This is a genomic window from Phocaeicola salanitronis DSM 18170 (assembly GCF_000190575.1).
Classification (GTDB): Bacteria; Bacteroidota; Bacteroidia; order Bacteroidales; family Bacteroidaceae; genus Phocaeicola; species Phocaeicola salanitronis.
Genome location: NC_015165.1, coordinates 25,815 through 40,303, shown reverse-complemented (window position 1 = coordinate 40,303; position 14,489 = coordinate 25,815). Strand labels below are relative to the sequence as shown.

At 32.4% G+C, this 14,489-nt stretch carries 20 protein-coding genes; 19 read left to right on the top strand and 1 reads right to left on the bottom strand.

Features of this window, described 5'->3' with window-relative positions:
• Positions 1-131: 131 nt before the first annotated feature.
• The 6 genes from BACSA_RS18675 (at position 132) to BACSA_RS18650 (ending at position 3,326) form a co-directional block, all read left to right on the top strand.
• On the top strand, positions 132-722 hold the full coding sequence (locus BACSA_RS18675) for a recombinase family protein (protein ID WP_013619578.1): 591 nt from the start codon (positions 132-134) through the stop codon (positions 720-722).
• Positions 723-1,326: 604 nt separating this feature from the next.
• A complete protein-coding gene (locus BACSA_RS18670; protein WP_013619577.1) occupies positions 1,327-1,533 on the top strand; it encodes a hypothetical protein in 207 nt (68 codons plus the stop codon).
• A 158-nt stretch (positions 1,534-1,691) separates the two neighbouring features.
• Positions 1,692-2,090, top strand: a complete 399-nt coding sequence (locus BACSA_RS18665; protein WP_013619576.1) for a hypothetical protein — start codon at positions 1,692-1,694, stop codon at positions 2,088-2,090.
• 311 nt (positions 2,091-2,401) lie between these two features.
• Positions 2,402-2,647 (top strand): hypothetical protein, encoded by a 246-nt coding sequence (locus BACSA_RS18660; RefSeq protein WP_013619575.1) that lies wholly within the window; start codon positions 2,402-2,404, stop codon positions 2,645-2,647.
• Positions 2,647-2,922, top strand: coding sequence for a type II toxin-antitoxin system YafQ family toxin (locus tag BACSA_RS18655; protein WP_013619574.1), 276 nt, complete (start codon positions 2,647-2,649; stop codon positions 2,920-2,922). The genes BACSA_RS18660 and BACSA_RS18655 overlap by 1 nt, the downstream gene beginning before the upstream one ends.
• A 5-nt stretch (positions 2,923-2,927) precedes the next feature.
• Complete coding sequence (locus tag BACSA_RS18650) at positions 2,928-3,326, top strand: hypothetical protein (protein ID WP_013619573.1); 399 nt, start codon at positions 2,928-2,930, stop codon at positions 3,324-3,326.
• Positions 3,327-3,366: 40 nt separating this feature from the next.
• Here the strand turns inward: BACSA_RS18650 and BACSA_RS20900 are convergent, their stop codons facing one another.
• Positions 3,367-3,930, bottom strand: coding sequence for an HU family DNA-binding protein (locus tag BACSA_RS20900; RefSeq protein WP_394358881.1), 564 nt, complete (start codon positions 3,928-3,930; stop codon positions 3,367-3,369).
• Positions 3,931-4,403: 473 nt separating this feature from the next.
• Between BACSA_RS20900 and BACSA_RS18640 the strand changes: the two genes are divergently transcribed.
• From BACSA_RS18640 to BACSA_RS18580, 13 genes are all read left to right on the top strand, one after another.
• Positions 4,404-5,414 (top strand): ArdC family protein, encoded by a 1,011-nt coding sequence (locus tag BACSA_RS18640; protein ID WP_013619571.1) that lies wholly within the window; start codon positions 4,404-4,406, stop codon positions 5,412-5,414.
• A 184-nt stretch (positions 5,415-5,598) separates the two neighbouring features.
• Positions 5,599-5,841 carry a hypothetical protein gene (locus BACSA_RS18635; RefSeq protein ID WP_013619570.1) on the top strand — a complete coding sequence of 81 codons (243 nt, stop codon included), beginning with the start codon at positions 5,599-5,601 and terminating at the stop codon, positions 5,839-5,841.
• Positions 5,842-5,848: 7 nt separating this feature from the next.
• Entirely contained in the window at positions 5,849-6,070 is a 222-nt protein-coding gene (locus tag BACSA_RS18630; protein ID WP_013619569.1) for a hypothetical protein, read from the top strand.
• The gene (locus BACSA_RS18625; RefSeq protein ID WP_144005313.1) at positions 6,051-6,284 is read left to right on the top strand and encodes a hypothetical protein; all 234 of its coding nucleotides are present in this window, start codon (positions 6,051-6,053) and stop codon (positions 6,282-6,284) included. Before BACSA_RS18630 ends, BACSA_RS18625 begins: the two co-directional genes overlap by 20 nt.
• Position 6,285: 1 nt before the next feature.
• Complete coding sequence (locus BACSA_RS18620; protein ID WP_013619567.1) at positions 6,286-6,747, top strand: hypothetical protein; 462 nt, start codon at positions 6,286-6,288, stop codon at positions 6,745-6,747.
• A complete protein-coding gene (locus tag BACSA_RS18615) occupies positions 6,740-6,961 on the top strand; it encodes a hypothetical protein (protein WP_013619566.1) in 222 nt (73 codons plus the stop codon). The genes BACSA_RS18620 and BACSA_RS18615 overlap by 8 nt, the downstream gene beginning before the upstream one ends.
• A gap of 150 nt (positions 6,962-7,111) precedes the next feature.
• The gene (locus tag BACSA_RS18610) at positions 7,112-8,239 is read left to right on the top strand and encodes a replication initiation protein (protein ID WP_013619565.1); all 1,128 of its coding nucleotides are present in this window, start codon (positions 7,112-7,114) and stop codon (positions 8,237-8,239) included.
• 1,159 nt (positions 8,240-9,398) lie between these two features.
• A complete protein-coding gene (locus tag BACSA_RS18605) occupies positions 9,399-9,752 on the top strand; it encodes a plasmid mobilization protein (protein ID WP_013619563.1) in 354 nt (117 codons plus the stop codon).
• 132 nt (positions 9,753-9,884) lie between these two features.
• Positions 9,885-11,453: a relaxase/mobilization nuclease domain-containing protein gene (locus BACSA_RS18600; protein WP_013619562.1), complete on the top strand. Its 1,569-nt coding sequence runs from the start codon at positions 9,885-9,887 to the stop codon at positions 11,451-11,453.
• Between the two features lie 13 nt (positions 11,454-11,466).
• Positions 11,467-12,090 (top strand): ParA family protein, encoded by a 624-nt coding sequence (locus BACSA_RS18595; protein ID WP_013619561.1) that lies wholly within the window; start codon positions 11,467-11,469, stop codon positions 12,088-12,090.
• A 54-nt stretch (positions 12,091-12,144) separates the two neighbouring features.
• Positions 12,145-12,564 (top strand): hypothetical protein, encoded by a 420-nt coding sequence (locus tag BACSA_RS18590; protein ID WP_013619560.1) that lies wholly within the window; start codon positions 12,145-12,147, stop codon positions 12,562-12,564.
• A gap of 199 nt (positions 12,565-12,763) precedes the next feature.
• Positions 12,764-13,357: a TetR/AcrR family transcriptional regulator gene (locus BACSA_RS18585; RefSeq protein WP_013619559.1), complete on the top strand. Its 594-nt coding sequence runs from the start codon at positions 12,764-12,766 to the stop codon at positions 13,355-13,357.
• Positions 13,347-14,489, top strand: a complete 1,143-nt coding sequence (locus BACSA_RS18580) for a beta-ketoacyl-ACP synthase III (protein ID WP_013619558.1) — start codon at positions 13,347-13,349, stop codon at positions 14,487-14,489. The genes BACSA_RS18585 and BACSA_RS18580 overlap by 11 nt, the downstream gene beginning before the upstream one ends.

Genomic DNA, 14,489 nt, shown 5'->3' with positions numbered 1-14,489 from the left:
TTTTTTAAGTTTTATAAAACGACCGTTTTTATGTACTTATATTCAGGGTAATCCTGTGTTAGATATATTTGTATTTTTGTTGCTTAAAATGAAAGTTTTACATTTTAATGAGTTTATGAAACTTAATAGTTATGGAATTTATAGGATATGCTCGTGTATCTACACGTGAACAAAATTTAGATCTTCAACTTGATGCTTTAAAAAGTGTTGGGTGTGAACGTATTTTCATGGAAAAGGCTTCAGGTGTAAAAGAGCGACCAGAATTAGATAAGGCTTTATCTTATTTGCGTGCTGGTGATACATTTGTGATTTGGAAGCTTGATAGGTTAGGAAGATCTTTAAAAGAGTTGGTTTCTATTGTAGATGGTTTGCAAAAGCGTAATATTGCATTTATTAGTATTAGTGATGGCATTAATACAAGTAGTGCTTTAGGAAAATGTCAGTTTGGTATATTTGCTGCTTTAGCTGAATATGAGAGAGAAATGATTATTGAAAGGACAAAGGCAGGATTACAAGCTGCTAGGGAAAGAGGAAAGTTAGGAGGACGACCGAAAGGTTTGTCCGTAGAAGGTAAAAGAAAAGCAAAAGCAGCTAAAATTTTGTATCTGAATGGTGAGTATAGTATAAATGAGATTTGTAAAATGCTGAAGATTGGAAGCAAGGCTACTTTGTACCGATACTTATCATTTGAAAACGTTAGTATAAATCGTAGGAAAAAATAAAAATAGTTTATTTCTTGAAAATCTTTGTTTTAAAGCGAAAGCTATCTCCAATATTAGAACATGTATCATTGGGAAATAAATTTTTGATTTAACTAAGTTGATAAATCCTTTTCCCTATAGTATGTTTTCTTTTTAATTCCGGTGCAGATACGGAAGTACTTTTCTATGATACCTTACTGGAACTGGTTCCGGAATAGATCAGCCACCTGCAGCCTGATTTTTGATACCATATTTCGAATCGAGTTGCAAAAGCCGGAGCTGATTTTGATACCATTTTGGCAGGAAACATTCTGTACTTAGCTTTCGCAAAAATGGAGCGGAATACCGGAGCTTTACAGGTTGATCCGATTCCCGGATTGAATGAAGCTGTAAAACAATTCACATGAGAAACTTTAGGGAAAAGAACATGCCACAGATGCAGCAGGGACAATATGTAAATATATAATATATGAATAAATAATATTTAACTATATATTATTGAAATAAATGTCTAATAATTTGCGACATTTGGAGATATTTCGTATATTTGTATATCGAAAAACAACTTATTATTAATCACTTAAAACTGCTTTGGCTGGCAGGATAAACAAAAGCAATTAGAAAGATGGATATAAATTATGTAACTTTATTGGATTATTCTACAGGCTCAATTTTAATAATAAAGCTTGATGAAAAACAAAAAGCTATGGCTGAAAATTTTGATGATTTTGAGTCGTATTTATATACTTTAGAATCTCAATATGGATTTAGATTAAAAGATTGCTGCTGGATGGGGACTTTTTCTTATGAAGAGAGAAAATTTAATTTTTAAGCAATAAAACTTATATCGGATAAGGGATGGAACTGTTAAAATTAGTACCCTGAACTTCTATTCTATGTTGTGTTACATGCCCAAAAGTTGCTACATTTGGGTATGTAACATAAGAAATAAGAGAATGAATCTTAACAAAAATGTGAAATGTAATAATTATGAAACCAACAACTTATATTGACTGGGATAATTTGCAAAATATTCCATTTTTCCTTTGTACAGTAAAGGAAGATGTAGAAAATGAAGATATTGATGTGTATTATAATGGTGAGCTTGTTTTGCATGATTACAATCATTGTGGGTATTATTTATATACAGCTATAAGACTGTTCGCTCGAATTAAAAGGATAACGCTTGAATGGGTAAATTTGAAGAATCTTTGGATATTGCGGAACTGTATTCGGGAAAATCATAATCATTGCATAGGTGTGGAACATTTGATATATGGTTCGCATTTCGATGGAAAGAACTATGATACAATCACCCCGCTGACACAAAGACGTTTTGATTATTTATGTAAGCGCATCAGAAAGCTTGATCCGTATGCTACACTTTGACAATAGGGAAACTGCTAAATGTGGAAGATAATTCTTTTCCCTATTGTTGATATATGGTGCGATAGTTCTGAATCTCCAGAACTATCGCACTTTTTATTTCTGGTTGCGCGATGTTTCCTTGTAGCTTTTGTTTTTGATGTTTGTGGGGTGCTTCTGTGTATAGATTTTGAATGTCCTGAAAAACAATATTTGAATGCAACAGTATAGAAAAGCAAATTTTTTCTCTATTTTATTGTGTAAAAAAAACCTTTTAATTTGGATTCTGTGATATAATGTATTACTTTTGTGATACAATATAATACACAAAGAAAATGGAAGCAGTAATAAGAAAACAGACCTCTTTCCGCTTGCGTGAGGACTTGTTAAAGGACTTACAGGAAGAAGCGAGAAAAGCCAACAGAAGTCTAAACAACTTCGTTGAAAGCACACTGATGGACGCAATGTATTCAGAACCGAATGAAGAAACCATTGCAGCCATAAAAGAAGCACGTACAGGCAAGTTTGCTGGTACAATAGACACAAGCAGCATGGAAGCCTTTATAAAGTCCTGTGAATGATGAAAACACTGCGATACTCAACACAATTCAAAAAGGACTTCAAAAGGTATCGGAACAACCCCAACAAGCTGGAAAAGCTGCTGGAAGTCTTTCAAATGCTGGAGAACGAAATAGAACTTCCAGCCAAATACAGGGCGCACATGCTCAAAGGTGATTATCTTGGCTGCATGGAGTGCCACATCGAGGGCGATTTTCTTCTGATATGGCTGGATGCAGAAAAGGACATCATCGAAGTTTTGAGATTAGGAAGCCATTCAGAACTATTTAAAAAGTAACAAACATGAAACCAACTGATTACATAGAATGGGATAATCTAAAAAATATCCCATTCGCCCTCTGCCAAGTGGTCGAGGACGAAGAAAATAAAGACATTGACATCTACTATTTAGGAAAGCGAGTATTCCACGATTACGACCATGTGGGACACTATTTGCGGACTGCCGTTATCCTGTTCAGTAGGATAAAGAACCGCACAGCCGACTGGGTAAACCTGCACAACCTTTGGACGCTGCGCAACTGTGTACGTGAGAACTACAATCACAGCATAGGGGTGGACAACCTTATTTTCGGCGAGGACTTCGACGGCGAAAACCTCGATACGCTTACCCCTCTTACCAAGAAACGATTTGACCTTGTTATAAAGCGGATTAAAGAGCTTGACGAATACGCTACTATTTAAAAACAGAGTATTTGCCGAATGGAATGGAAAGCCTCTTGCTTTATTTAATTCTGACAACTTCCATTTCAATACCCATTTTTTTTATCTGTGCCTGTATCTCCGAGCTTTCTAATATTTTTTCTGCATCTTCCTTTGAATATGTGCTGATAAGGCAAGGAGCTTTCTCTATCTTATTTTCAAATGCGACATGGGTTATGTCCTCTATGCATTTCGCCCCTTTATTTATGATGCTGTAATATTTTGTTGATGTAGTTAAAAGTACGTTCTTTTTTAGCCCGTTGCTGTTCTTGTCTTGCGGTTTGCTAACTGCATTAACAAATTCCATTGCTGGCTTGAAAGCCGGGATATTGTGTGCCGGAACCATCACTGTGGTATTTTGGCTGATGTTGCGTGCGGTTTTCTCTGCCCTGTGTTTTATGATGAAGCTGCCGAACCCTCTCAAGTATATGTGCTTGCCTTTGCCCAAAGAGTTTTTCACTTCTGCCATCAGGCTTTCCATAATTGCCATCACATCTTTTTTGTCGATACCTGTTTTTATCGCAATGATATTTACCAATTCTGCTTTTGTCATTTTTCTTTTGGTTTGAAATAGTCCTGCAAAGATACTAAATCATAATGTTTTATGCACAATTTTCTACTTTCCTTTTAGGGGGTTGCCTTTCAAGTCGAGCTTTCCGCTGCAATCCCTAACGTATTTTTCCCACCCAACCCATCTAAGGTATATCCAATGTTTTGCTTTTTACACCGCTTCTACGAAGCACCTACAAAAACAAGGCATTGGATATTCGGTTTTATAGACTCCATGTTCCCTAAAGGGAATATTCCGTTTATAAAACCTAATTGCTCACCCCAAAATATAAAACTTTAGGGAAAAGAACATGCCACAGACACAGCAGGGAATATTATATAAATATATAATATATGAATAAATAATATTTAACTATATATTATTGAAATAAATGTCTAATAATTTGCGACATTTGGAGATATTTCGTATATTTGTATATCGAAAAACAACTTATTATCAATCACTTAAAACTGCTTTGGCTGGCAGGATAAACAAAAGCAAAATTAATTATGAAAAAAACATTTGATAAGAACGCGGAAAAGTTTGTAGCTTTAATGGTTGAAAAGATTGAAAGTATGTCGGAAAATTGGCAAAAACCGTGGTTCTATAAAGGTAAATCCCTAAATATTTTTATTCCGCAGAATTTAACAGGTCGATATTATTCAGGTGGAAATGTGTTTTTATTATATTTCCTTTGCGAGAAGTATAATTATCAAACACCTGTTTTTTTGACTTTTAATCAAGCAAGAAAAGAAGGTATTAAGATTTCTAAAGGTTCTATTTCTTTTCCTGTATATTATACGATGTTGTGTGCCTATGAACGTAATACTAATGAGAAAATTTCATTTGAAGATTACAGGGCGTTATCGGAAGAAGATAAAGCAAATTATCGCTTATCTTCATATACACAATATTATCATGTTTTTAATATAGATCAAACAGATTTTGCAACAAGATATCCCCAAAAATGGAAGATGCTCAAAGAGAAATTTCTAAAGGAAACAGACGAAAATAATAATCAGACGAAAGGAATGTATGTAAACCCCATTTTAGATGCTATGAATGAAAGTCAAAGTTGGGTTTGTCCGATTAGTATAGAGTATTCTGATTCTGCTTTTTATTCTCTTTCGACTGATAGTATAACTTTGCCGTTGAAGAAGCAATTTTTGGATGGAGAAAACTTTTATGCAACGGAACTCCATGAAATGGGGCATAGTACAGGTGTAAATGAGCGTTTGAATAGAAAACATTTTTATGACCGTGATATAAAGAGCTATGGTCGAGAAGAGCTTGTTGCTGAATTGGTTGCAGCTTTAATGGGACTTTATTTAGGAATTTCAGTTTCAGTAAGAAAGGAGAATGCAGCTTATTTGAAAACATGGTGTAAATCAATAGGGGAAGAACCTAAATTTTTATTCTCTGTTTTGGCTGATGCTATAAAAGCTGTTAAGTATATATCCCGGCATTTAAATATTTCTCTGGAACTTGAAAATGAACAATCTATTACAGATGTAGCATAAGTTAAATAGTCCTGATAACCTCATGTTATCAGGACTATAAAACACAGACATTTTATTTAAAAATAAATGTCTTACAATTTTCGACATTTAGATGTTATTGCTATATTTGTATATCGGGAAACGATTTATTATCAATAATTTTAAACTGCTTTGGCTGGCAGGATAAACAAAAGCAGATTTTAACATGGAAGATAAAAAGTTTACTTTGAGGATTAGTGAAGCAGAATCAGAGAAGTTAGAAAGGCTAAAAAAAGTCGTGGGTGTTAATACCTATACAGGTGTTATTAAATGTTTGATCAGTCAATATGAAGATTTGAATGTTCGCTACTTAAATGAACGGGAAGCAAATGTTCGTTTGAAAAAAGAGAATCAATCATTACAGCTAAAGATAAATACATTTTTAGACGCATTTAATAACTTAAAATAAAACAATAATGGACGAGTATATTTATTTTCTGAAACGGCTCAATGAAGTAAAGAATGACATTGATTCTTTGATAGCTGAATTGAACTCTAAATATGGTGATAAAAAAATTTCTGATGTTATAAGTGCACATAAAGATATTCCCTCTGTGTTAGAATCTGCTTTTGCACGGTTAATCAATGAGGCAGGAAATACTAAATTAAAAGATCTGAATGATGGACTTGGTTTTTAAATTTTTAATCGGAATTGTTTTAGGGGGTTCAATTGCCTGTATGCTTTTTTATTTTCGCATCAGAACCTTAAAAAAATGGATTAAGGATTTGGAGAAGAAACAAGCAAAGTCTGGAGATATGATTTCTTTAGTCTTAAATGACGATTTGCCGAAATTAAAACCTTATTTCGGTCAAAGATTGTTGAATTTTATAGTTGGTTTTATAAAAAAGTAATATGAAACATATTAAATACAAAGTGTATGAGAGAGAACCGGATAAAGCACTTATTGTATCTTATTCAGATCTGGAATCTCATACATCATATAAAATAGGAAAGCGGAAATTTGTTGGGAAAAAGGCTAAGATAGAAGCTATTTTCCGATTGACGGGTATTCGTTTGTCAAACGAATATACAACGGAACAGGTGAATCAATATCTTTCTGAGAATCTTTTTGGAACTTCGGCTTGGTATCAATATCGACGGATATATAACGAAGTTGTAAATGAGAAAGTTGTTTCGCAAGAAGAATATATTTTTAAGTATAATCTTCTTTGCGAATTAAGTGATGAAGGGTTGAATTTGCCACCTGACGATGCTAAGATTATTTATTTTGTGTCAACATGGTTGTCAGGAGAATCAGTTGCTTATTATCAAGGTATTAATAATCCATTTATATCAATCAAGAAAGATGAATGACCTGATTAATAACAGTAAAACATTGGATGAATGTTTTAGTGATTTAATATTAAAACGTGGATGGTGGAAGAATAGTGATTTTGACAGGAAAACAGCTCATTTTCATAAGAAACAATTTCTGCTAGGAAAACTGCCAGACGAAATCAAGAGAGTATATCTAGAAAATGCTGGATATAAAAAGGTTCAGCAGGAATTATGGAAAATTAGTTTATAGGTAATCGATGAAAATGCTAAGAAACATTTTGGATATAATATATTTTAGCTTAAAGATAATAATCTTATGCTGTTTTTATATTGCTAAGTTTATGCTTGTCTTTGGTTTCTTATTCTTCATTGGTATATTAACTTCTTTAAGTAAAAGAACATGGTAAAACAAAAAAAGGAAATTTTAAAAGGAGAAATAGTTAGGATACGCAAGGGGCATCCTAGAACGAATAAGCCTGTCGTATTGCCAGATAATCCTACTTGGTTGAAACAGCCTAATTTGATTACGTTGATGGCAGGTGATTTTAAAACAGTGCAAATTCGTATTCTTATAGCCGTTATAGAGAAGTTACAAAATGCTATTGAACAAAGTATTTTATATTTGAATAAATATGGTACAGCTATTCCTTTTGAGCAACTTACATTATTTCAAGAAGAACAAGCGTCTGACTCTATAACGATAGATATTGCGTATAAAGATTTAGGGGTTAGTTCTGACCAATATTCAGAAGTAAAAGCAATGTTACGTAAGTTAGTTTCTATACCAGTCGAATTTGATGCAAAGGATCCCATTACAGGAGAAGAATGCTGGCAAATTAGTGGATTATTTACAAAAGTCAATATCCCTAAGACTCCCTATGCTCGAAGTTTTTCTATAAAGATGGATAAACTTGTTGCTACTGCATTTATTAATGTGGATAAAGGTTTTACACGTTACATAAAGGAAATAGCTTTTAACGCACAAAGTCGATATACAATTCGCATGTATATGCTAATCAGTAGTTGGAAGGATCAAGGTGGATTCTCAATTTATCTTGATAGATTTCGTAAATATTTGAAACTAGAAAACAAGTATAAGGATTTTAAGGATCTATATAGACGTGTAATCAGACCTGTATATGATGATCTGTTTGAAAAAGCTGATTGCTGGTTTGAAGTGGCGGAAGTGTATAAACTTAAATCCGATTTACAACCTTATAAGTTAAATTTTAAAGTTATAAAATCAGCTCCAAGCAAAAAGGAAGAAGAAATGCTAAGAATACAGCTTACTAACATCAGGAATGTCTGTATGAGGCATCTTCACATGTCTTCAGAACAGGTCGATAGGTTAGTGAAAAATGTAAATTTAAGTAATTATCAAAAAGTAATGGATAAGATCTTATTTTTACATGAGTACATTAATAAGCATTGGAAAGAAATTAATGATATTCCAGAGTATTGCTTAACTTCAGTATTAAAAGAAATAGAAGATAATCCGGGAATTATAGGAAAAGATGAAGAAAAGTAGCATAAAAAGTTGGGTTTTTGTCCCCAACCTTTGTTGAAAGTTGGGTTTTTGTCCCTTGAAAGTTGGGTTTTTGTCCCTTGAAAGTTGGGTTTTTGTCCCTTGAAAGTTGGGTTTTTGTCCCTAACTTTTTTATGTTGTTATTTGGTAATCAATATATTACGCTTCAAAATTTATGTGTACTACCTTCAATAAATGATTTAAATAATGACATCAATACCCATACACAAAAAGGAATTTTTCTTATTTCAACTACCTAAAAAGGTACTTTTCTTATAAAAAAACACTAAACTTTAGGGAAAAGAAGACTTCTTCTAATACTTAAATATAGGTCTAAAGGCACAAAGTTGGGTTTTTGTCCCTAAAATGAAAACTCCATTTTTCGGAAAGTTGGGTTTTTGTCCCTAAGCCTTATTATAATATATCATGCATACTTTTGAAATTGTTCCAATACTTTTTCCCTATAGTATGTTTTCTTTTTAATTCCGGTACAGATACGGAAGTACTTTTCTATGATACCTTACTGGAACTGGTTCCGGAATAGATCAGCCACCTGCAGCCTGATTTTTGATACCATATTTCGAATCGAGTTGCGAAAGCCGGAGCTGATTTTGATACCATTTTGGCAGGAAACATTCTGTACTTTGCTTCCGCAAAATGGAGCGGAATACCGGAGCTTTACAGGTTGATCCGATTCCCGGATTGAATGAAGCTGTAAAACAATTCACATGAGAAACTTTAGGGAAAAGAACATGCCACAGATGCAGCAGGGACAATATGTAAATATATAATATATGAATAAATAATATTTAACTATATATTATTGAAATAAATGTCTAATAATTCATATCAGCTATGATGAAAACAAATTTCTTTAATGAGGGCATCACCAATATTTACTATAGATGTTACTTAGACCATATTCAGGCTTATGTTGCGCGTTATTTCTCTATATGGGTACCACTTTTAGCGCAGGGAGAAATCTATGCTTATGCCGATTATTTCTAAACATGTTTTTCCCTTCAGGTGGTTTTATTTTTTTATTGTATATTTGCATTGTAGTAGTAAATAGCAAGATGTGTTTTTGTGGCTACAAAAACCTTATCTTGCCTGATAAATCAGGATTTTAGCACCTGCGCAACTTAGGTGCATTTTTTTAATTATGGATGCAAATAGAAATAAAGTATTGAGGGTTAGATTAAGTGCTGACGAGTATAATAAGTTAATTCGTTTAGCTGGGAAATATAAGTGCGTATCTGAATATGTTCGTGCAAGAATTTTTGGTCATGGTGTAGAACTTGTAGATCCAAAAGAGTTTATTCGTGCGATGGATGATATTTGTCTTGAAATGAAAAGGATAGGAATAAATATTAACCAGTTAGCCAAGTATGTCAATTTACATAAAGGAATAAATAATGATGTTGTTATTAAAGATATTGAAACTCGACTAAGCGAGTATATTAAAATGGAAGAAAAACTTAATGAAACATGGCGTAAACTCATGCGAATCAAATAATATTTATATATATATTATATGATTAAATTATATCTAAATATATATTATCTGTTTACATAATATTTTTTTATCTATTATTTGTATATGTGATTATTTATTTATACATTTGCTGTATAAATAATATGTGTTGGTATGATAGTAAAAATAGCTAAAGCTGCTAGGACTTTTGCAGGAGTTAATTATAATGAGAAGAAGAATGAGCATGGGACAGGTGAATTGCTTGTTGCAGCTAATTTTGCTATCAATCCGGATAATATGAAAAAATCTGATTTGATTGCTTATATGGAACATGTTTGTGCAACTAATAAGGCAGTTAAAAATAAACAGTTTCATGCAATCATATCTTGTAAAGGACGCGAATATTCTGTCGATGAATTAAAAGACATAGCACTTAAGTATATAGACAAAATGGGGTATGGTAAGAATCCATATCTTATATATTTTCATTCAGACACGGAACATAACCATGTACATATTGTATCGACAAGGGTAGGGAAGGATGGAGTCAAAATAAATGATAAGATGGAAGCTGTACGTTCACAACGAATAATGAATGAAATACTGAGAGTTGATTTGTCTGAGAAAGCAAAAAGAGATATTACTAATGCCTTTTCTTTCAATTTTTCGTCTATTCAACAATATAAATTATTACTAGAACAACAGGGATGGAAATTGACAGAACAAAATAATGTGCTAAAATTACGTAGAGGTGGAGAAGTTCATGCTATTTTGTCTATAGATGAGATACATGCAAGGATTAATGCTCATAGAGTAGATAATAAACGAAAGGATCAGATTATTGCTCTTCTGCATAAATACAAGCAAGGTTTGTCTTATACTCAATTACAAGAGCTTATGAAAAATAAATTCGGTATAGAACTTATTTTCCATGTCGGCAAAGGGCATACTATTCCTTATGGGTATACAGTTATAGATTATCCGAATAAAACGGTATATAAAGGAAGTGAATTGATGGAAATAAAGTCATTGATTACTTCTCCAGATACTAAGTCTAAGATAGAGAACTGTAATTCTATTCTTAATGCTATATTTCGTGATAACCATAAATCGTTGACTATGGAAGATCTTCAAGCAGAGCTGAAAAAATATGGTTATTCTCTTATGATGGATGGACGGATAGTATTACAGGATAATAATTCTATCCTGTTAAGAATAGATAAAGATGTAGTTGAACAGTTACGTTATCATAGTAGATGTAGGGAAGCCAATAGTTTTAAAATAACTTCTGCAGATGAAGCTAAGTTATTGGCTAAAATATATAATATAAAATTGGATGATGTCATTATCTTGCAAAAAGGAAAAGAAGGTTATCTTGATAAATCTATTTATGTGGATATGCTGAATAGCTATGTTTCCTATGATTCAGATATACGATCTACTATGCATAATAAGAATCTGGTTTTGATAGAGTCTAATGATAAAATTTATTTGATAGATAAGAAAGAAAAAATTATTGTTTCTTCTGATGAATTTTCTTTGACTGATTTTAATAGGAGTCAAGTAAAAGTAAATTCTCTTACAGGACAAGAAAATGGCATTAAAGAAATTATGAAATCTGATGTAAATGCAGCAAGAGGGTGTAACATAATTGATGTGGTTTGCGACATATTAGGTCAACACATATATGTTCAGCAAGATTCTTCTAATAGGAGAAAGAAAAAAAGAAGTCAACAACAATAAAATATTAAGAGTTATGATTATAGTATTCGGTAACCAAAAGGGAGGTTGTGGTAAAACAACTAACTGTGCCCAGTTCGCAAATTATCTGTCGGAACTTGGAAAAGAAGTGCTTGTTCTGGATCTTGATTTTCAACGGTCTTTGATGGATCGCAGAGAAGAAGATATTAAGACCTATGATAATGAACCAAAATATGAAATCATGGAAGCAAAGATTAGCGATGTTGCAAAAGTTATCCGTGATTTTAAAAATGTAGACAATGGTAATCTTATAATTGATTTGCCGGGTAGAATTGATAATGACGCTTTAGGCGTGATATTAAATGCGGCAGATATTATAGTGTGTCCTTTCCGCTATGATAAATTTACAATGGATAGTACAGGTTTTTTTATTCAGATTATTCAATATCTGAAAGTAAAGGCAAAAGTGTTTTTCCTACCCAACAACATCCGAAGTTCTGTGCGATATGAAACAAAGGAGCAAATTATATCTATTTTAGAGAAAATAGGTGTTGTAACTAAAGAGATTCCCCAGTCTGTATTGATGGAGCGTGCTAATACATTATTGATAACTGGAGAGTGTATGAATTTGGTAAAAGGAGCTTATGACTGTATTATAGAACAAGGTGGAATAAAATAATTTATTCTTTTAATAGATATATTTGGAGTATTATTCATAATTTGTATATTTGCAATGTCTGAGAAATTAAGAAAAAAAACAGATACGGACGCTTCCACATCATCAAAATCAATTATGGCGATAGCGTCTTTGTTACGTAATGGTGCAGTTGAGCAAGCATCTGCATATAGTGATGGGCAAACTGAAAATGAAAATCAAACAGTTGATGATTCTTCTGATGATTTTAAACAGGTCAATAATGAAAGCGACTCTATGAGCCTAGAAGAACTAGTAAAGGTGATTAAGGCAAAGGAGTATACATGTAAGGATGTTATTTATGTAGATTCAGAGTTGAAAGAGATTTTTAGTTTATTAAAAGCAAAGTTGAAAATACCTATTTCCCCTTTGGTTTCCTATATCATTGAAGATTGGGTATCAAAGCATGAGAAGCAAATTATTGATTTGATAAATTCAAAAAAGAATCGTTTTTTGTAAGTACGTAAAAACGGTCGTTTTATAAAACATGGCTTATGATATTAAAGAGGAGTTGATATTATCAATTTCTCTTTTTTTTGTTTCTATATAGCCGGATAGACAAAGTTAATTTTTTTTCTTTGTAATGAGAAAATTATTCTTGATTATTATTATGCCTGTAATAATAATATTATTACATTTGAAAAAAAATAAAGGAAATATGAAGAATTATGATATTGAACGAATATTGAAACCTGCTTTTAAGTTGTTTCTTATGTATAATTATGAGGGAGTTTCAACTTCAAAACTGGAGGCAGAAAGTGGACTTACTCGGGGGGCTATATTTTTTAAGTATAAAACAAAAGAAGATCTTTTTAAAGCTGTAATAGATAAATATGTTTTCACATTTCAGTCAAGTTCTTCTGATTTAGAGATAGCAACCTTGAAAGATTTTATAGATTTATATCTGACTAAAGTAGAGAACCGGATGAAAGAAATGCATTCATTGGGTATAGAGAATGTTCATAGGGGATATTTTAATTTGTTATACCAAGCTCTGAAATTTTATCCAGATTTTGACCGTAAAATTACAGAACTGTTTAATAGAGGTCTGCATCAATGGGAATGTATACTACAAAAAGCAAAAGAGTCTGGAGAAATTAAATCATCTTGTGATATTCATGAAACAGCACAAAGGTTTAGATATATATATTCTGGAATGTCTTTTGAAAATAGTCTTAATCAAGGTCTTAGTATAGAAAAGTTGAGAGTTGTGTTTTATTCATATTATAGAGAGATAGCTAATGAAAAATGAAGTATTTATTAAAAAGGTAAATTCTTTCCTTCCTAACGAACCAGTGGATAATGAAAGTATGGAAGATTATATTGGAAGAATAGAGGGTAAACCTTCAAGAGTAAAAAACTTAGTGCTTAAGCAAAATGGCATAAAGACCAGATACTATGCACTTAATAAAAATCAAGAAATAACCCATACGGCTGCAGAACTTGCTGCTAGAGCTATAAGAGGGTTGTTTGATAATAATCAGGATCTAGAGAGTTTGGAGCTGATTACCACAGCAACATCTATTCCGGATCAGATTCTCCCTTCCCATGCTTCAATGGTACATGGGTTGTTACCAGAAACGAAAAATATAGAGATTTTTTCTACATCCGGTGTTTGCTTGACTTCGCTGCAAGCATTAAAAATTGCATACCTCTCAGTTGTATCTGGAGAGAAGAATAATGCTGTATGTTGTGCATCTGAATTAGTTTCTGCAGCATTGCTTTCAAAACATTATGATGCTGAATATGAAAAATGTCATAGCATAGGTGAAAATCCATATTTCGGTTTTGAAAAAGATTTTTTAAGGTTTATGTTGTCTGATGGTGCAGGAGCAGTTTATTTAGATAATGTACCAAGTGAATCTGGTAATAGCTTAAAAATTGAATGGATAGAAATGGAATCAAATGCAAATGAGTTGCCTGCTTGCATGATATCTGGAGCTGACTTCAGGGCGGACGGTTCCATTACTACATGGAAATCATACGATAGCGAAGAAATATCTGAGAAATCTGTCTTTACAGTAAAACAAGATATAAGACTTTTGAAAAAGCATATAATTAGATTGTGGGTGGATCATATAGAAAATGTAATGAAAAAGCATAATATAGCACCTGTAGAAGTTGATTATGTGATTCCTCATGTTTCTTCCATGTTCTTCTATAAAGAATTACTTAATGAAATAGAAAAACGAAATATCGACTTAAGGGAAAATAAATGGTTTACTAACTTAACTTGGGTTGGTAATATGGGGTCTGCATCAATATTTGTAGCATTAGATGAGCTTCTTAAAACACAAAATATAGCAAAGGGAAAAAAGATACTTTTACTTGTGCCTGAAAGTGGTAGATTTAGTTATGGAACTACTTTAATTTCTGTGGTTTAA